Genomic DNA, 17,557 nt, shown 5'->3' with positions numbered 1-17,557 from the left:
TATATGGTTAATATTTCGCTCGTTGTGGCCTGACGGCCACGGGCGGTGCTTGGCATCTGCCCCGCCGGTGGCCCATAGTGGCGAAAGTCCAGTGAATCGCCGTTCAGCGCCGGCCCGTGGCCGGAACCGCCGAGCGGCAAAAAGCCCCATGTTTTGGAGGAGTTACCCATGTCCGATGCCATCAAGGTCGGCTTCGTCCCGTTGTCTGCCGCCGCCCGTGGCATCCTGGTCGTGTTCTGCGACGACGGTTTGAAGCTGGGCCCTGCGACCGCCAAAGCCCTGGGCGGCGCTACCGAACTCGTGAAGCGGGCGGCCTCGGCCGCCGCTTTCAAAGGCAAAAGCGGCGCCGCGCTGGACATCCTGGCGCCGGAGGGGATGAAGGCCACCCGCCTGATCGTGATCGGGGCCGGCAAGGCGACGGGGCTGAAGGCGAACGACTTCCTCAAATTCGGCGGCGTGGCGGCGGGCAAGCTCTCCGCCGGTGCCGCCGCCATGACCATCATGGCGGAACTGCCGGACGGCGCCATGACGAGCGAGCAGGCGGTTGCGATCGCCGCTGGGCTCCGGCTGCGCGCCTACAAGTTCGACCGCTACAAGACCAAGAAGAAGGACGGCGAGGAGGGCGGCTCACGCGCCGACATCTCGCTTGCGGTGGGCGATGTCGCCGCCGCCAGGAAGGCGCTTGCCTCGGCCGGCCACGTCGTCGACGGCGTGATCATCGCGCGCGACCTCGTCAACGAGCCGCCGAACGTGCTTTTCCCCGAGGAATTCGCGCGCCGCGCGAGCCTGCTCCGCAAGCTCGGCGTCAAGGTCGAGGTGCTCGACGTCAAGGCGATGGACAAGCTCGGCATGGGTGCGCTGCTTGGCGTCGGCCAGGGCTCGACGCGGCCGAGCCGCACCGTGATCATGCGCTGGGACGGCGGCAAGAAGGGCGAGGCCCCGGTCGCCTTCGTCGGCAAGGGCGTCTGCTTCGACACCGGCGGCATCTCGATCAAGCCGGCCGGCAGCATGGAGGACATGAAGGGTGACATGGGCGGGGCTGCCTGCGTCGTCGGCCTGATGCACGCGCTTGCGGCGCGCAAGGCCAAGGCCAACGTGGTCGGGGCCATCGGCCTCGTCGAGAACATGCCCGACGGCAATGCGCAGCGGCCGGGCGATATCGTCACCTCGATGTCGGGCCAGACCATCGAGATCATCAACACCGACGCCGAAGGCCGCCTCGTGCTGGCCGACGTGCTCTGGTACGTGGCCAAGAAGACGAAGCCGAAATTCATGGTGGACCTCGCGACGCTCACCGGCGCGATCGTGGTCGCGCTCGGCACCGAGCATGCCGGCATGTTCTCCAACAATGACGAACTCGCCGACCGGCTGCTGACGGCCGGCGTCGAGAGCGGCGAGAAGGTCTGGCGCCTGCCGCTCGGTCCCGAATACGACAAGCTGATCGATTCCCAGTTCGCCGACATGAAGAACACCGGCGGCCGCCATGGCGGCTCGATCACCGCGGCGCAGTTCCTCCAGCGCTTCGTCGACGGCACGCCCTGGGCGCATCTCGACATCGCCGGCACCGCCATGGGCGCGCCGAAGACCGACATCAACCAGAGCTGGGGAAGCGGCTACGGCGTCCGCCTTCTGGATCGTCTGGTGGCAGATCATTACGAGCGCAAATGACGGAAGTGCTGTTCTACCATCTGCAAAACATCACGGTGGAGAACGTGTTGCCGCCGCTTCTCGAAAAATCGCTCGAGCGCGGCTGGCGCGTCGTGGTGCAGTCGACCTCGGAGGAACGCGCCGATGCGCTGGATGCGCATCTGTGGACCTATCGCGACGATTCCTTCCTGCCGCACGCGACATGGCGCGTGAACGATGCCGCCGACCAGCCGATCGTGCTGGCGATCGAGGAGGGCAATCCCAACGGCGCCCATGTCCGCTTCCTGATCGACAACGCCGCGCTGCCCCAGGACACCCAGGGCTATGAACGCATGGTGCTGCTGTTCAACGGCGACGATCCGGACGCGCTGGCGCTCGCCCGCAGCGCCTGGACGGATTGCAAGGCGCGGGGATTTGATGTCACCTATTGGCAGGCCGACGAACGGGGCCGATGGCAGCGGCGAAATTAGCGGTCGTCCGCAATTAATGATAATTTGTACTTTTGGGGTAACGTTGGTCTTGGCCACCTTCGTGCCGCAAAGTGATGTTGGGACAATCGTTTAGGGCTGGTCCTTCACGCGGGGAATTTAGTTTATCGTGCGACATCAAAAGCTTCCCGGCTCGCTCATAGTTGCGTTGGCTGCCGTAGCACCGCTGGTGGCGGGCTGCTCTGGCGCGAGCGATCTGCTGTCCAAGGATGCCCAGTGGTTCAACACGCCCAGCCGCCTGTTCATCAAGAGCATCTCGATTGAATCGCCGCCGCTGACCCCCGACAAGCCCGTGACGGCGGAAGATCTGGTTAGCGCCGACGGCGCCTGTCCCGGCATGGCGCCGCCTCCCGGACCGGCTGATGCCAATGCGTCGACGACGGCGCCCACGGGCGGCACGGTTGCGCTCGGCCACACCGAATGCGACGTGGTGCGCGGCATCGGCGCGCCCTCGAACGTCAACCTCTCCAATGATGCCATCGGCCGGCGCGTCGCCGTGGTGACCTGGACCACCGGTCCGCGCGCGGGCATCTACACGTTCACGTCCGGCCGCCTGTCCTCGATCGAGGGTACGCCGGAGGCGCCGGTCATGCCGAAGGCGGCCAAGCCCAAGGCGAAGAAGAAGTCGGCGTAAGGCCAGCGCGCGGGGCGGCTATGGCCGTCCTTTCATTGCATCTTCGAACGACAGGATCTGACCGCTCGGTCCCCGGATTGCGGTGATCGCCGTTCGCGACCGTCCGGATCATCAAGCGGCTTTGCGTCCCTTGATCGCGGTGGCCGAGGCATGAACCGTGATCTCTCCGCTCGCGCTCGCCGGCAGTCTTGCCCGCAGCCGGCGCACGAGCTCCGCGCTCTCCGTCTCCGACAGCCTCGCCAATACGCCGGCCGGGCTGCTGACGACCATCGACAGCCAGTAGTCATCGAAATTCGCAAACGTTCGCTCGACAACCAGTTCGCGGGTTTCGACCTCGCGGAGGCCGAGCTCCGCCCAAAGCGGCTTCAGCGCCTCGAACCGCGATACATCTGTACTTGGCGGACGCTGTGCAGGCTTGCCGAGAGCGTCCATCTCCTCCCACAGCGGCTGCGTGGGCGAGCCGCCCCGGACGATGTCCCAGGTGTAGGACGCGACCATGCCGCCGGGCCTGGTGACGCGGACCATCTCCGCGGCGCCCTTGTGCGCGTCGGGGACGAAGAACAGCGCCAGCGCCATCACCGCAACGTCAAAGCGGTTGGCGTCGTAGGGAAGGGCCATGGCATCGCCGATCGAAAGCTCGACCTGTTTGGCCGATAGTTTCGCGCGCGCCGTCGCGATCTGCGCGTCGGAGGGATCGATCGCGCAAACGGATGACGGGGCGGACGCCGCAAGGATGAGCTCGGTAAACGCGCCATTGCCGCATCCGACGTCGACCCAGGCCAATCCGGAGCCTGGCGCCAGCCAGTCCAGGAAGAGTGCGCCGGCCGATCGGCTCCAGGGGGCCATGAAGCGCTCGTAAGCCACGCCGTCGGTGAACTTGATCGGTTCGGGTGCAGACATTCGAGTTATCCCTTCATCATACCTTTGTTTGCATATCGCCTGGGTTGGAAATCGCTTGGGCCGAAAATGCCGAAGTGCGCTGACGCAAATTGCGTCCAACGTAATCCCAAATGTGCGCAAGCGACACGGACCATTTCGTCGGCAGGCGCGGATATTTCCGATTGACGCGCCGCCTGCAGACACATTCGCGCGGGATCGACCGCGCTTGATCTGGATCATGGAGCCCGGCCGGCCGTCAGGGCAGGCTAGGACAGCTCCCCGAGAGAAGGGGGCGGCCGTCATGGCAAGAAATTTCAGAGGATCATTCCAGGGACCATCGATGTGAGCAACCTCGCCAAGATTGAACGCGATCCGAACTACCAGGAGCTCGTGCGCCGACGTTCGTCGCTGGGCTGGATGCTGTCGGGTGTTATGCTCGTCATCTACTTCGGCTTCATCCTGCTCGTCGCCTACGCTCCCAAGTTCCTCGGGATACCGCTGGGCAGCGGCGTGACGACGATCGGCATTCCAATCGGATTGTCCGTCATCGTGCTCGCCTTCGTGCTGACGGGCATCTACGTGCGTCGGGCGAATTCCAGTTACGACGTACTTATCCGCAAAATTGTCGAGGAGAATCGCTCGTGAAGAAATTCGCCTGGCTATCGGTGATTCTGCTCGCAAGCTTGCCCACTATCGCGCTCGCCGCCGGTGCCGTCGAAGGCGGCTCCAAGCAGGCGACCAACTGGTCGGCGATCGGCATGTTCATCGGGTTCGTTGGCCTGACGCTCGTCATCACCTATTGGGCCGCCAAGAGGACCGCATCGGCCGCGGATTTCTACTCGGCCGGTGGCGGAATTACAGGCTTCCAGAACGGACTTGCGATCGCAGGCGACTACATGTCGGCGGCGTCCTTCCTCGGCATATCGGGCCTCGTCTATACTTCGGGCTACGACGGCTTGATCTATTCCGTCGGCTGGCTGGTGGGATGGCCGATCGTCACCTTTCTGATCGCCGAACAATTGCGCAACCTCGGAAAGTTCACCTTTGCCGACGTGACGTCGTTTCGGCTCGGGCAGACCGAGATCCGCATCCTGGCGGCGTGCGGCTCGCTGGTGACGGTTGCGTTCTATCTCATCGCGCAGATGGTCGGTGCCGGTAAGCTGATCCAGCTGTTGTTCGGTCTCGACTACTGGATCGCGGTCGTCCTGGTTGGCGGCCTGATGATGATCTACGTGACGTTCGGCGGGATGAAGGCGACGACCTGGGTGCAGATCATCAAGGCGGTGCTGTTGCTCTCAGGCGCAACGTTCATGGCCGGCGCGGTCCTCTACAAGTTCGGGTTCAGCCCGGAAGCGCTGTTCACCAAGGCAACCGAGGTGCATCCCAAGAAACTCGCGATCATGGAGCCCGGCAGCCTGATTTCCAATCCGCTCTCCGCCATCTCGCTCGGTCTGGCGCTGATGTTCGGAACGGCGGGCCTGCCGCACATCCTGATGCGCTTCTTCACCGTGAAGGACGCTCAGGCTGCCCGCAAGTCCGTGTTCTACGCCACGGGTTTCATCGGCTATTTCTATATCCTGACCTTCATCATAGGCTTTGGCGCGATCACGCTGGTTTCGACCGACGCGATGTTTCTGGACGGGAGCATTCTCGAGAAGACCAAGAGCGGAATCGCCGCGATCAAGGGCGGCTCCAACATGGCGGCGATCCATCTCGCGAACGCCGTCGGGGGCAATCTGTTCCTTGGCTTCATTTCGGCCGTTGCCTTTGCCACGATCCTGGCCGTCGTGTCAGGCTTGGCGCTGGCCGGGGCATCATCCATCAGCCACGATCTCTACGGCATGGTGATCAAGGGCGGGAACGCAAACGAGCAGGACGAGATCCGGGTCTCGAAGATTGCGACACTGGTGCTCGGCGTGCTTGCGATCTTCCTGGGCATCGTGTTCGAGAACCAGAACGTCGCCTTCATGGTGGGCCTTGCTTTCGCGATCGCGGCGTCCTGCAATTTCCCCGTGCTGGTGATGTCGATCTTCTGGAGAGGCCTGACGACGCGGGGAGCCGTGTTCGGCGGCTTCCTTGGGCTGTTCAGCGCGGTTGTGGGCGTGGTCCTCTCGCCGGCAGTCTGGGAGGCGACGCTTGGCTTCGCCAAGGGGTCGGCTCCCATCAAGTTGGACAATCCGGCGCTGTTCTCGATGGCGCTCGCCTTTGCGGGGATCTGGCTGGTCTCGATCCTGGACCGCAGCAGGCGCGCCGCGGCCGATCGCGATGGCTTTGACGCGCAATATGTCCGATCTCAGACCGGTATCGGTGCTGCTTCGGCCACGGCTCACTAAGCCAGGATCCGCGGGACGTCGCTTCGGTACCGGCCGGTTCACATGGACCGGCCGGTGCTGCGCTTTCGATGGTCAATCGTCGGATCCTCGGATGGTCCGCAGCTTCGAAAGGCCGAAATGCCCAAGGCGTTCGATATCACCAATCCGCCATTCGATCGTCTGACGCCGAGCGAGGCCGAGACGTTGCGGGCCGCGCTGGACATCGGGTACTTCAGTCCGGGCGAAGCGATCATCAGGCGGGACGCCCCGGCGGAGGCGCTCTATGTCGTGATCAAGGGCATCGTCGAGGAGCGGAATGAGGCCGACCTGCTGGCGTTGCTGGGTCCCAAGGACACGTTCGACAGCCGTGCGCTCGTTCACGACCATAGCGGGCACCAGTTTCTCGCGCGCGACGAGACGCTTTGCTACGTGATCCCCAGGAGGGTCGCGCTCGATCTGATCAAGGCGAACCCGCGCTTTGCGGCTTTTTTCTACCGAGAGATATCCCAGAAGCTGGACGAACTCGCCAACGACGAGGAGACGGGACGCTACGGCTCGTTGATGCACGCCAAGGTCGGCGAATTGTTCCTGCATCCGCCGGTGTTTCTGGCTGCCAGCGATACGATCGAGGCCGCCGGGCATCTGATGCGCGAGATCAACAGCAATGCGCTGTTTGTCCGGGACGGCGAGCGGATCGGCATCGTGACCGGCATGAACCTGTCCAAGGCGGTGGTGCTGCGGCGCCAGTCCATCCAGACGCCGGTCGGCGAGCTCGCGAATTTCGACATCGTGTCGCTGCGCCGTGATGATTTCGTCTCCTCGGCTCTCCTGCTCATGACCAAGCACAACAAGCGGCGGCTTGCCGTGCGCGACGGCGAAGAGCTCATCGGAATTCTAGAGGAGATCGATCTGCTGGGGTTCCTGGCGGGAAGTGCTCAAGTCACCGCCGGCCGCATCGATCGAGCCTCGAGTCAGCAGGACCTTGCCACCGCGGCGCGGGAGATCGAGACGCAAACGCGCGTGCTGCGACGGCAAGGGGTCAAGGTGGAGGTCATTGCGGAGATCGTCTCCGACCTCAACCGACGCCTGCTGTCGCGATTGTTCGAAATGGTCGCGCCGGCCGAGCTGCGCACCAGCAGCTGCTTGATCGTGATGGGAAGCGAAGGGCGGGGCGAGCAGACCATCCGTACCGACCAGGACAACGGCCTTATCCTCGCAGGTCCGATGCAGGGCGAAATCCTGGAGGCGTTCCGTCAGGAATTCTTCGTCGGTCTACAGAGCTTCGGCTTTCCGCCGTGTCCGGGCGATATCATGGTGCGCAATCCGCTGTGGTCCCGGCCGCTTTCGGACTATCTCGCAGATTTGCGCCGCTGGATCGTGCTTCCCGATCAAGCCGGGCACATGAACGTGGCCATCGTCTACGATGCGCGGGCGATCGCGGGCAATGAGCAGCTCCTGAACGACGCCAAGACGGCGCTGATCGACATGACCCGGGGCGAGCAGGCATTCATGGCCCACTTCGCGCGCGCCGTTGACGCGTTTGAAACGCCGATCGGCCTCTTCAACAACCTGATCACGTCCGAGGGCACCGGCGATGCGCTGGATCTCAAGAAGGGCGGCATCTTTCCCATCGTGCACGGCGTTCGCAGTCTGGCGCTCGAACAGGGCCTGCGCGAGACCTCCACTGACAAGCGGATTTCTCGGCTCTGTGATCTCGGTGTGCTGCAACTGGACTTTGGACGCGATCTGAAACAAGCCTTCCGATTCCTGCTGATGCTTCGGCTCGACGGGCAGCTGGCCGCATCCGCGGGCGCATCGGGTACCCTGGTGAGACCGTCGCACTTGTCCAGCATGGAACGGCATCTATTGCGTGACGCGCTCCAGGTGGTGAAGAAGTTCCGGGAAATTGTCGGTCATCATTTCAAGCTCGGCATGTTCTAGAATGCTGCCCCGTGCGATCAAGCGACTGTTGCACCAGGCGACCCTGAGCGATCAATCGTATCGCTTCATGTTCGATCGCGCTCCGGACGACGAGTTTGTCGTCATCGATTGCGAGACCACTGGTCTGAATGTGCGAACGGACGACGTTGTCGCCATTGCCGCAATCAAGATCCGCGGCAACCGGATTTTGACCAGCGCGCGTTTCGAAGCCATCGTCCATCCCGATAGCGAACTGGAGGCGGAGGCGATCAAGATTCACCGCTTGCGCCGGTCCGACGTCGAAGCCTCGCCGATCGTCTGGAAGGTGCTGCCAGGCTTTCTGCATTTCATCGGGCCGCGCCCGCTGATCGGCTATTATGTCGATTTCGACATCGCCATGCTGGACAAGTACATCCTGCCGCTGGTGGGAATCGAACTGCCCAACGAACGCATCGAAGTGTCGCGGCTTTACTACGAACGCAAATACGGCAACGCGCCTCCAAATACCCCGGTCGATCTGTCGTTCGCCGCGATCCTCCACGATCTCTGCATTCCGTCTCTTGGGCAGCACGATGCTTTCAACGACGCATTGATGACTGCGATGATGTTCCTGCAGTTGCGCGACCTGACCAGGCGCGGCGTGCGCATCGCGCGCCAGCGTGCCAGCCCCGTTTTCAATCAGTTCGGGGGATAACCGGACGCAGCGCGGCGGAGCAGATTCCCCCAATGGCCTCAGATGGAATGATGCAGGTATTTTAATACCTGTACTGTGCATGGGGTTGTTTCTTCGGATTTCGATGGGGCCTCAGCCGGTCCCCGCCAGCCCAGCCTGCCAGACTAGCCCGCCGCCTCGTCAAACTGCGTGCTGGCCTCGAGCCATTGCTCTTCCGCGCGCGCCAGCGCGTCCGCGGCATTCGCGCGCGCTTTCGACAGCTGCGCGGCCTGCTTGGGGTCGCGGGTGAAGATGTCGGGGAGCGACAGCGCGGTATCGATCTTGGCGATGATGTCGCTGACGCGGGCGATCTCGGCTTCCGCTTCCGCAACGCGCTTCTTCAGTGAGCCGCGATTGTCGGACTTCGGGCGCGGCGGCTTCTCGCTTGCGGCACTGCGCTCGCGCGGGGCGGGTTCGCTGTTGCGCGCCGACAGCACCAGGCGGCGGTATTCGTCGAGGTCGCCGTCGTAATTGGTGACGGTGCGGTCGGCGACGATCCAGAGCCGGTCGGCGCAGGCCTCGATCAGATAGCGATCGTGCGAGACCATGATCACCGCGCCGGGGAATTCGTTGATGGCTTCGGCGAGCGCAGCACGGCTGTCGATGTCGAGATGGTTGGTCGGCTCGTCCAGGATGATCATGTTGGGGCCGAAGAAGGTCGCAAGTCCCAAGAGCAGCCGCGCCTTCTCGCCGCCCGACAGCTTTGCCACCTTGGTGTCGGCCGCCTTGCCGGAAAAGCCGATCGCACCGGCGCGGGCGCGCACTTTCGCCTCCGGCGCGTCGCCCATCAGCTTGCGGACGTGGTCGTAGGCGGAGGCGTCCTCGTTCAATTCGTCGAGCTGATGCTGCGCGAAATAGGCGATCGACAGCTTGTCGGCGCGCGTGACCTTGCCCGAGAACGGCGCGAGGCGGCCGGCGAGCAGCTTCACCAGCGTCGACTTGCCGTTGCCGTTGGCGCCGAGAAGCGCGATGCGGTCGTCATTGTCGATGCGCAAGGTGACGCGGCCGAGCACCGGTGTCGCCGGATCGTAGCCGACCGAGGCGTTGTCGACGGCGATGATCGGCGGCGACAGGATTTTTTCCGGCGCGGGGAAGCTGATCTCGCGCACGTCCTCGGTGACCAGCGCGGTGATCGGCTTCAGCCGCTCCAGCATCTTCACGCGTGACTGCGCCTGGCGGGCCTTGGAGGCCTTGGCCTTGAAGCGGTCGACGAAGGCTTGCAGGCGGGCGCGTTCGGCCTCCTGGCGCTTGACCGCCTTCGCATCGAGCAGCTCGCGCGCGGCGCGCTGCTCCTCGAAGGAGGAGTAGGTGCCCTTGTAGAGCGTGAGCTTGCCGCGCTCCAGATGCAGGATCTGGTCGACCGAGCTTTCCAGGAGGTCGCGGTCGTGGCTGATCACGATCACCGTGCGCGGATAATGCGCGAGGTGATCTTCCAGCCACAGCGTGCCTTCGAGATCGAGATAATTGGTGGGCTCGTCGAGCAGCAACAGGTCGGGGGCCGCGAACAGCGTCGCGGCGAGCGCGACGCGCATGCGCCAGCCGCCGGAGAATTCGGCGCAGGGCCGGAGCTGATCGGCGGCGGAAAAGCCGAGGCCGGAAAGGATCGCGGCGGCACGGCTCGGCGCCGAATGCGCGTCGATGTCGACCAGCCGGGTCTGGATCTCGGCGATCCGGTGCGGATCGGTGGCGCTCTCGGCTTCGTGAAGCAGCGCGTCGCGTTCCAGATCGGCCTTGAGCACGACCGAGATCAGGCTCTCGGGGCCGTTCGGCGCCTCCTGCGCGAGGCTGCCCACGCGCCAGCGCGGGGGCAGGGTCACCGCGCCGTGCTCGGCCGCGAGCTCGCCGCGGATTACCTTGAACAGCGTCGACTTGCCGGTGCCGTTGCGCCCGACCATGCCGACGCGCGATCCGGGCGTGATCTGCACGGAACTCTGGTCAATCAGAAGGCGTCCGGCGAGGCGGATGGAGAGGTCGGTGATGGACAGCATGCGGCCTTGTCACCGCAGCCGGGATCAAACGCAACCCGTTTTTGCGCAGCCCGTCCTATGTCTACGCCCCGCCTGTCAGTGCGCGCCACCATCGCGGTCGCGCTTCTTCAGCTCGTCGAGGAGCTGTTCGAGATGCGTCGGCAGCCGGGGGTCGGGGCGGAGGCTCTGCTGAAGCCGTTCGCCCACGGCATCGCAAATCGAGCGGCTGGTACGCCGGTCGATCTGTTCGCTGTCATTGGCGAAAAGGCCCGTCATGACAAGGTTCCATGTTGCAGAGTAACGACACGGTACCAAGTCGTTGGCCGCCAAATGGTTTCGCCGGTCGTGGGGAATGCCGGACATTCCAGTGAAAATTGTATGAATCTGTCGTCCCTGCTCAAAGGCAAGGCCCCGGCGGGGGGATCGCCGGGGCCTCTCTTGGAAGGTGCCGTGGGGGGCGCGGCACCCGACTTAAGGTGCTGTCGGGCTCAGTAGCAGCGGTTGATCAGCCGCCAGCGGGGTCCCCAGGGGGTCGGGACCAGCCGGCGCACATAGCAGCCGCCATAACCGTAGGAGGGGCCGCCGACATAGAAGCGCGGCCCACCCCAGCCGTGGTGCCAGCCACCTCCGCCGCCGTGCCAGCCCCAGCCGCCGCCATGCCAGTGAGCAGAGGCCGAGGTCGGTGCCAGCGCGGCACCCAGCGCGACCGCGGCGACAGCGGCAAGCGAAAGTTTCCTCAACATGGTGATCTCCTCAAAACTGCCGGCGCGAGGTATCGCGTCGATGGAAAGGCCGCCGAAACGGTCTGCCTGACGATCAGGCTTTGGTTTCGATAGGCCCGACCTTACGCCGGCGAGCTGGACCAAAGCCTGAATGGGGGCTTCAGATTGGGTTCATCTGGATGAAATCTCGGTAATCCATGCCTGGATCCGCCGGGGCTGCCTGCGGCGAAGCGCCCGGGTGGCGGTTTTGGCGGTCGCTTGCCGTCTGGCAAAGGCGCCGATATAAGCCCCGCAACTCCGAACCACTGCTTTCTTCTCAAGGACAAGATCATGGCCATCGAACGCACTTTCTCGATCATCAAGCCCGACGCGACCGCGCGTAACCTGACCGGTGCGGTTAACGCCGTGATCGAAAAGGCGGGCCTGCGCATCGTCGCGCAGAAGCGCATCCGCATGACCAAGGAACAGGCCGAGACCTTCTATGCCGTTCACAAGGCCCGCCCGTTCTTCGGCGAGCTCGTCGAGTTCATGACCTCGGGCCCGGTGGTCGTCCAGGTGCTCGAAGGCGAGAACGCCGTCGCCAAGTACCGCGACGCGATGGGCGCGACCGATCCGTCCAAGGCGGCCGAAGGCACCATCCGCAAGCTCTACGCAAAGTCGATCGGCGAGAACTCCGCACACGGTTCGGATGCGCCGGAGACCGCCGCGATCGAGATCGCGCAGTTCTTCTCGGGCAACGAGATCGTCGGCTGAACCTTCAGCCGACGCGTTAAAGCGACGGGGCGAAAGGACTTATTGTGAACTGGCTCTGGCAAATCTTCGATCCCGCTACGATCGGGGCATTCTTCACCCAGTTCCGAAACGAGATGGCTGAACCGACCTTCTGGATCGCGGTCGGCAAGATCATCTGGATCAACATCCTGCTCTCCGGCGACAACGCGCTGGTGATCGCGCTCGCCTGCCGCGGCCTGAAGCCGCGGCACCGGCTGTGGGGCATGATTCTGGGCGCCGGCGCCGCGGTGCTGCTGCGGATCATCTTCACCGGCATCGTCGCGAGCCTGATGGAGCTGCCGTATCTCAAGCTCGTCGGCGGTCTCGCGCTGATCGTGATCGCAGCCAAGCTCCTGGTGCCGGAGAACGAGGACGAGGACGGCGTCGAGTCCGCCTCGCATCTGTGGCAGGCGGTGCAGATCGTCGTCGTCGCCGACATCGTCATGAGCCTGGACAACGTGATTGCGGTCGCCGCCGCTGCCAATGGCAGCGTGCCCTTGCTGGTGCTGGGTCTTGCCATCAGCGTGCCGCTGATCGTCGCCGGTGCCGCGCTGATCATGGCGCTGCTGGCAAAGCTGCCGGTCCTGGTCTGGGCTGGCGCCGCGCTGCTCGGCTGGATCGCGGGCGAGGTGATCGCGACCGATCCCGGTGTCGCACCGAAGCTTCACTCGCTGTTCGACGGCCCGTTCGGGGCGTCGCTGGATTCGATGCTCGCCGCGTTGCGCATCCCGCCGCAATTCACCCATGGCGGCGGAGGCGGCGAATATTTCTGTGCGCTTCTGGGTGTCCTCGTGGTGCTGGTCGTCGGCTATATCTGGCGCCGGCGCAGCCTGAGCCAAGCCGCGCTCGAGGCCTCCGAGCGCCACGCCGGGGCGTCGGCCGAGTAGGTTGGTTCAATCGATCGCGCCGAATTCCGTCACGGGCATCGTCCAATAGACGAGCTTGGTTCTGGCAAACGAAACCCGCAGACGGTCGAGCAGGGCGCTGGCATCTCTCTGCCCGAGGATCATCTGCACGGCGGTCTGATCGGCGTGGCCCTTCACGCGTTCGGCGGCCGTATGCAATCGAACTTCGGCGCCGTGGCCGGCTCCTTGCGATGCCGTGAATCCCGAAAGAAGGTCGCTCTGTTCGGTGAGATAGTCGAACACCTCGTCGCGGAGCTGATGCGGCACAATTAGCGTCAGACAGACCGGCTGATCGGTCATTTGGCCACCTTCGACGTTCCGCCATAGCGGCGATACAGGATCGGCAGGAGAATCAGGGTGAGCAAGGTGGAGGACAAGAGCCCTCCGATCACGACGACGGCGAGCGGTCGCTGTACTTCGGAACCCGGCCCGGAGGCGAACAGCAGCGGGATCAAGCCAAGCGCCGTGATGCTTGCGGTCATCAGCACTGGCCGAAGCCTGCGCATGGCGCCATCGACGACAATACGATCCTCGCTCAGGCCGTGGGCGCGGAGTTGATTGAAATAGGACACCAGGACGACGCCATTGAGGACGGCGATGCCGAGCAGCGCGATGAATCCGACCGAGGCCGGCACCGACAGATACTCAGCCGTCACGACCAGTGCGAAGACGCCCCCGATCAGCGCAAAGGGAATGTTGACGAGCACCAGCAAGGCCTGCCGGATGGAGCCGAATGTGGTGAAAAGCAGCACGAAGATCAGACCGATCGCGACCGGCACCACGATCGACAGGCGCGCGGCGGCGCGTTGCTGGTTCTCGAACTGCCCGCCCCACGTCAGCCGGTAGCCGTTCGGGAGCGGGAGTTCGTTCGTCACCTTCTGGCGGGCCGCCTCGACGAAGCCGACCATGTCGCGCCCCCGGATGTTGGCGCGAACCACGCTCATTCGAGCGCCGTCTTCGCGGTCGATCTTCACCGGCCCGTCGATGCGCTGGATTCGGGCGACCTGCGATAGCGCGACGTGCTGTCCGGACGCGAGCGTCAGCGGCAGGCTCGCGAGCAGCGTCGGCGCCTCCCTGGTCGTCGTGCCGCCCCGGACGAGAATCGGTGTGCGGCGTCCCTCCTCGAGCGCGGTCCCGATCATTCGCCCCTCGATTTGGGTACGGAGCGAGTTTGCGATCGAATCCACCGTCAGGCCGAGGCGGCCGGCCTCCATGCGATTGACGGCAACGGTGTAATATTGAGCGCCTTCGTTCAGCGTGGTGTAGACGTCCTCGGCACCGTCGATGCTGGACAGGATGGCCGACAGCTTTGCCGCGGTTTCGTTCAGCCTGGCGATGTCGGGGCCGAAGATCTTGACGGCGACGTCACCGCGCACGCCGCTGATCATCTCCTGCACGCGCATGTCGATTGGCTGGGTGAAGCTGAGCGAGATACCGGGAAAGCCGACGAGAATCTCGCGAAGCTTCTGCAGCAGGGCCTCGCGATTATCGGTCTGTCTCTCGGCAGCCGGCTTGAGCACGAGGAACGTGTCGGTCTGGTTGGGGCCCATGGGATCAAGGCCAAGCTCGTCCGACCCGGTCCGGGCGACGATGCCGGCAATGTCCGGTACGGCCAGAAGTGCTTTCTGGAGCCTTGCATTGATGGCAAGCGACTCGTCGAGGTTGACGGAAGGAAGCGTCTCCACGCTGACGATGACGTCGCCTTCGTCCATCGTCGGCATGAAGGTCTTGCCGAGCTTCGTATAGGCGAAACCCGCGGCGACCAGGCCGATCAGCGCCGCAGCCATCACCTTGCGCTCATTCCTCAGGGCCCAGTCCAATGCAGGCGCGTAGACCCGTTGCGCCGCACGAATCAGCAAGGGATCGCGATGCGACGCAGACTTGAGCACGTAGGAGGTCGTGACCGGGATCACGGTGAGCGCCAGCAGCAGTGAACCGGCGAGCGCGAAAATGATTGCCAGCGCGACGGGGATGAAGAGCTTCCCCTCCAATCCCTGCAGCGTGAGCAGGGGAACGAACACGATGATGATAATGAGGACGCCCGAGGCGACCGGCTCGAGGACTTCGCAAACCGAACGGTACACCAGGTGGATCAGCGGAACAGCCTTGTTCGGATCGTGCTTGCTGAGGTTGCCGACGATGTTCTCGACCACGACGACCAGCGCGTCGATCAGCATGCCGATTGCGATCGCAAGTCCGCCGAGGCTCATCAGGTTGGCCGACATTCCCACCACGCGCATGACGATCAATGCGATGACGATGGCCAGCGGCAGGCTGAGAGCGATCACCAGCGAGGCTCGCCAGTTGCCGAGGAAGAGCAGCAGAAGGACGATGACGAGGGCGGTGGCCTCGCCAAGTGCTCGCACCACGGTGCCGACGGCGCGGTTGACCAGGCGGCTGCGGTCATAAAACACGTTGATCGAAACGCTTTTCGGCAGCGAGGGTTGCAGCTCGGCAAGCCGGGCACGCACGTCGCGGACGAGCTGTCCCGCGTTGGCGCCGCGCAAGCCGAGGACGAGTCCCTCGACGGTTTCGCCGCGGCCGTCCGACGTGACTGCGCCATAGCGCGTCAGCGTCCCGACTTTGACGCTCGCGACGTCGTTGACCAGGATCGGCACGCCCTCGCGGGTGTCAACGACGATGGCCTTGATGTCTTCGATGGATCGTATGCTGCCTTCGATCCGAACCAAGGCGCTGTCCTCGCCTTGGTTCACCCGTCCGGCGCCATCGTTGCGGCTGTTGGCTTCGATGGCCCGGCGAAACAGGTCGTAGGAAATGCCGCGGGCGGCAAGCGCATCGTTACGCGGCACGATCTCGAAGGCGCGGACATAACCGCCGAGCGCATTGACGTCCGCAACGCCGGAGACTGTCCGCAGGGCGGGACGGATCACCCAATCGAGCAGGGTCCGACGCTCGGCAAGCGAGAGCTCGGGACTGTCGATCGTGAACATGAACATCTCCCCGAGGGGACTTGTGATCGGGGCAAGACCTCCGCTGACCCCGTCGGGGAAATCGCGCGAGATGTTCGATAGTCGTTCCGATACCTGGTTGCGCGCCCAGTAGATATCAGTGCCGTCTTCGAAATCGACGGTGATGTCGGCCAGTGCATATTTCGTGGTCGAACGGAGGACTTTCTTGTTCGGCAATCCAAGCAGTTCGAGCTCGACGGGGACGGTGATGCGCTGCTCGACCTCTTCGGGGGTCAGGCCCGGCGCTTTCATGATGATCTTCACCTGAACCGGCGAGACGTCGGGAAACGCGTCGATCGGCAGGCCGGGCAGCAGGATGGCTCCGGCGCCGACCAGCAGCAACACACTCAGCATGACGAACAATCGCTGCGAAAGCGCGAAGGCAACCAGGCGGCGGAGCATCTATTGCCCCAGTCCCGAGAGAATGCCGCGAAGCGCCGAGATGCCGCCGATCGCGATCTCGTCCAGGTCCGTGACGGCGCCCGCCACCACGACATGGTCCTGATCCTCCGCAAGCAGCTTGACCGGGATCAGACGGAAGCCGCCGTCGAAGGCGACGAAGACCGACGTTTGCTCGCCCCGCCGGACCAGCCCGCTGTAAGGGATCTCCCAGGCGCTTTCGCCGGCAGAGAGAAAGCCGATGCGGGCAACGGTCGTCTGGCCGGGATGCAGCTCTCCGTCGTTGGGTACCTCCGCGCGAACCAGAATGGTCTGGGTGGCAGGGTCGATGGTCTCGGAGACCAGCACGACCTTGCCCGGAGTGGAATAACCCTCGAGCTCGACTTTCGCGCCGGTGCGGATCGCCCGAATATTGGCGGCAGGAACCGCAATTTCCGCCCATAGCGGTGAGAGCCGCGCCAGCTTGACGAGCGGGGCGGATTGTTCGAGCCGCTGCCCTGGCGATACCGCGACCTCGACCGCGGATGCGGCTTGCGGCGCATTGACCGTGAGCGTCCCGCTGATTGCCGCTTGCTGCGCCAGCCGGGAGATTGCATCGTCGGACATTCCGCTCAGATGCAGCATCTGGCGCCGTTCGGCGACGACGAGAGCGGCCTGGCGCGCTTCGGCCTGGCTGGCCTCCAGCACGCGTTGCGGCACGGCCTTGCCCTCGAACAGATCCGCGTTCCGATTGAGCTGCTGGTTGGCGAGATGCTCCTGTGCGATCGCGTGCAGATAGTCGCGTTGCTGGGAGACGAAGCTCGGACTCTCCAGCGTGACCAACGGCTGGCCGGCCGTGACGCGGTCACCACGCCCGACCAGGAGATTGGCGACCATGCCGGCCACCGGCGCGCTGACGACCCACAATTGCTGCGTGGGGATCATGATCTGGACGGGATAGGGCAGCGTCAGGTCGGTCCGGCTCGCGACTGGATGGGTCACGCGCACCCCGAGATTGCGCGCCTGCGCATCGCTGAGCTTCACCTCGTCCTGTGCCATCGACACGGAAGGTAACAAGCTCAATGCAACGGCGATGAGCGTACGAGCGAGCGCGCCGCCAGAGAAGGTGAGAAGGAGAGGTCCGTGGCGGACTCGCATGAGGAATGTCCCGCATTCGCCGGCGAGCGAAGCGCTGTTCGATCGCAGGTTTCGCTTAACCCACCAGCGCGTTGGGGCGTTGATCTGTCTCAAGC

16 protein-coding genes are annotated in these 17,557 nt (G+C 64.2%); 9 read left to right on the top strand and 7 right to left on the bottom strand.

Features of this window, described 5'->3' with window-relative positions; genetic code table 11:
- Nucleotides 1–168: 168 nt before the first annotated feature.
- The 3 genes from BM118_RS05120 (at nucleotide 169) to BM118_RS05110 (ending at nucleotide 2,769) form a co-directional block, all read left to right on the top strand.
- Nucleotides 169–1,668, top strand: coding sequence for a leucyl aminopeptidase (locus BM118_RS05120; protein WP_092182809.1), 1,500 nt, complete (start codon nucleotides 169–171; stop codon nucleotides 1,666–1,668).
- Nucleotides 1,665–2,117 carry a DNA polymerase III subunit chi gene (locus tag BM118_RS05115; RefSeq protein WP_092182807.1) on the top strand — a complete coding sequence of 151 codons (453 nt, stop codon included), beginning with the start codon at nucleotides 1,665–1,667 and terminating at the stop codon, nucleotides 2,115–2,117. The genes BM118_RS05120 and BM118_RS05115 overlap by 4 nt, the downstream gene beginning before the upstream one ends.
- Before the next feature lie 166 nt (nucleotides 2,118–2,283).
- Nucleotides 2,284–2,769, top strand: a complete 486-nt coding sequence (locus BM118_RS05110; RefSeq protein ID WP_177234025.1) for a hypothetical protein — start codon at nucleotides 2,284–2,286, stop codon at nucleotides 2,767–2,769.
- 111 nt (nucleotides 2,770–2,880) lie between these two features.
- Here the strand turns inward: BM118_RS05110 and BM118_RS05105 are convergent, their stop codons facing one another.
- Nucleotides 2,881–3,669, bottom strand: coding sequence for a class I SAM-dependent methyltransferase (locus BM118_RS05105; protein WP_092182803.1), 789 nt, complete (start codon nucleotides 3,667–3,669; stop codon nucleotides 2,881–2,883).
- A gap of 321 nt (nucleotides 3,670–3,990) precedes the next feature.
- On the opposite strand from BM118_RS05105, the gene BM118_RS05100 reads away from it, so the two are divergent.
- The 4 genes from BM118_RS05100 to BM118_RS05085 all read left to right on the top strand — a co-directional run bounded on the left by BM118_RS05100 (nucleotide 3,991) and on the right by BM118_RS05085 (nucleotide 8,574).
- A complete protein-coding gene (locus BM118_RS05100; protein WP_092182801.1) occupies nucleotides 3,991–4,293 on the top strand; it encodes a DUF485 domain-containing protein in 303 nt (100 codons plus the stop codon).
- Complete coding sequence (locus BM118_RS05095; RefSeq protein WP_092182799.1) at nucleotides 4,290–5,981, top strand: cation acetate symporter; 1,692 nt, start codon at nucleotides 4,290–4,292, stop codon at nucleotides 5,979–5,981. Before BM118_RS05100 ends, BM118_RS05095 begins: the two co-directional genes overlap by 4 nt.
- A 183-nt stretch (nucleotides 5,982–6,164) precedes the next feature.
- The gene (locus BM118_RS05090) at nucleotides 6,165–7,901 is read left to right on the top strand and encodes a putative nucleotidyltransferase substrate binding domain-containing protein (protein ID WP_244550058.1); all 1,737 of its coding nucleotides are present in this window, start codon (nucleotides 6,165–6,167) and stop codon (nucleotides 7,899–7,901) included.
- A gap of 1 nt (nucleotide 7,902) precedes the next feature.
- Entirely contained in the window at nucleotides 7,903–8,574 is a 672-nt protein-coding gene (locus BM118_RS05085) for a 3'-5' exonuclease (protein WP_092182797.1), read from the top strand.
- A 143-nt stretch (nucleotides 8,575–8,717) separates the two neighbouring features.
- On the opposite strand, the gene BM118_RS05080 is transcribed toward BM118_RS05085, so the two are convergent.
- The 3 genes from BM118_RS05080 to BM118_RS05070 all read right to left on the bottom strand — a co-directional run bounded on the left by BM118_RS05080 (nucleotide 8,718) and on the right by BM118_RS05070 (nucleotide 11,302).
- Entirely contained in the window at nucleotides 8,718–10,580 is a 1,863-nt protein-coding gene (locus BM118_RS05080; protein WP_092182795.1) for an ABC-F family ATP-binding cassette domain-containing protein, read from the bottom strand.
- A 75-nt stretch (nucleotides 10,581–10,655) separates the two neighbouring features.
- On the bottom strand, nucleotides 10,656–10,835 hold the full coding sequence (locus BM118_RS05075; protein WP_092182793.1) for a hypothetical protein: 180 nt from the start codon (nucleotides 10,833–10,835) through the stop codon (nucleotides 10,656–10,658).
- A gap of 212 nt (nucleotides 10,836–11,047) precedes the next feature.
- Nucleotides 11,048–11,302 carry a sulfur globule protein precursor gene (locus tag BM118_RS05070; protein WP_092182791.1) on the bottom strand — a complete coding sequence of 85 codons (255 nt, stop codon included), beginning with the start codon at nucleotides 11,300–11,302 and terminating at the stop codon, nucleotides 11,048–11,050.
- Between the two features lie 309 nt (nucleotides 11,303–11,611).
- Between BM118_RS05070 and ndk the strand changes: the two genes are divergently transcribed.
- Nucleotides 11,612–12,034 carry a nucleoside-diphosphate kinase gene (ndk, locus tag BM118_RS05065; protein ID WP_011086893.1) on the top strand — a complete coding sequence of 141 codons (423 nt, stop codon included), beginning with the start codon at nucleotides 11,612–11,614 and terminating at the stop codon, nucleotides 12,032–12,034.
- Between the two features lie 44 nt (nucleotides 12,035–12,078).
- Nucleotides 12,079–12,939: a TerC family protein gene (locus tag BM118_RS05060; protein ID WP_092182789.1), complete on the top strand. Its 861-nt coding sequence runs from the start codon at nucleotides 12,079–12,081 to the stop codon at nucleotides 12,937–12,939.
- Nucleotides 12,940–12,945: 6 nt separating this feature from the next.
- Here the strand turns inward: BM118_RS05060 and BM118_RS05055 are convergent, their stop codons facing one another.
- The 3 genes from BM118_RS05055 to BM118_RS05045 are packed head-to-tail and all read right to left on the bottom strand — an operon-like array spanning nucleotide 12,946 to nucleotide 17,363.
- Entirely contained in the window at nucleotides 12,946–13,257 is a 312-nt protein-coding gene (locus tag BM118_RS05055; RefSeq protein WP_092182787.1) for a DUF3240 family protein, read from the bottom strand.
- On the bottom strand, nucleotides 13,254–16,328 hold the full coding sequence (locus BM118_RS05050) for an efflux RND transporter permease subunit (protein ID WP_092182785.1): 3,075 nt from the start codon (nucleotides 16,326–16,328) through the stop codon (nucleotides 13,254–13,256). The genes BM118_RS05055 and BM118_RS05050 overlap by 4 nt, the downstream gene beginning before the upstream one ends.
- Entirely contained in the window at nucleotides 16,329–17,363 is a 1,035-nt protein-coding gene (locus tag BM118_RS05045; protein ID WP_244550109.1) for an efflux RND transporter periplasmic adaptor subunit, read from the bottom strand.
- Between the last annotated feature and the right edge of the window lie 194 nt (nucleotides 17,364–17,557).

Origin of the sequence: Bradyrhizobium sp. cf659, assembly GCF_900113725.1 — a bacterium.
In the GTDB taxonomy this organism is placed as follows: Bacteria; Pseudomonadota; Alphaproteobacteria; order Rhizobiales; family Xanthobacteraceae; genus Bradyrhizobium.
This window is presented reverse-complemented; position numbering and strand designations above follow the sequence as displayed.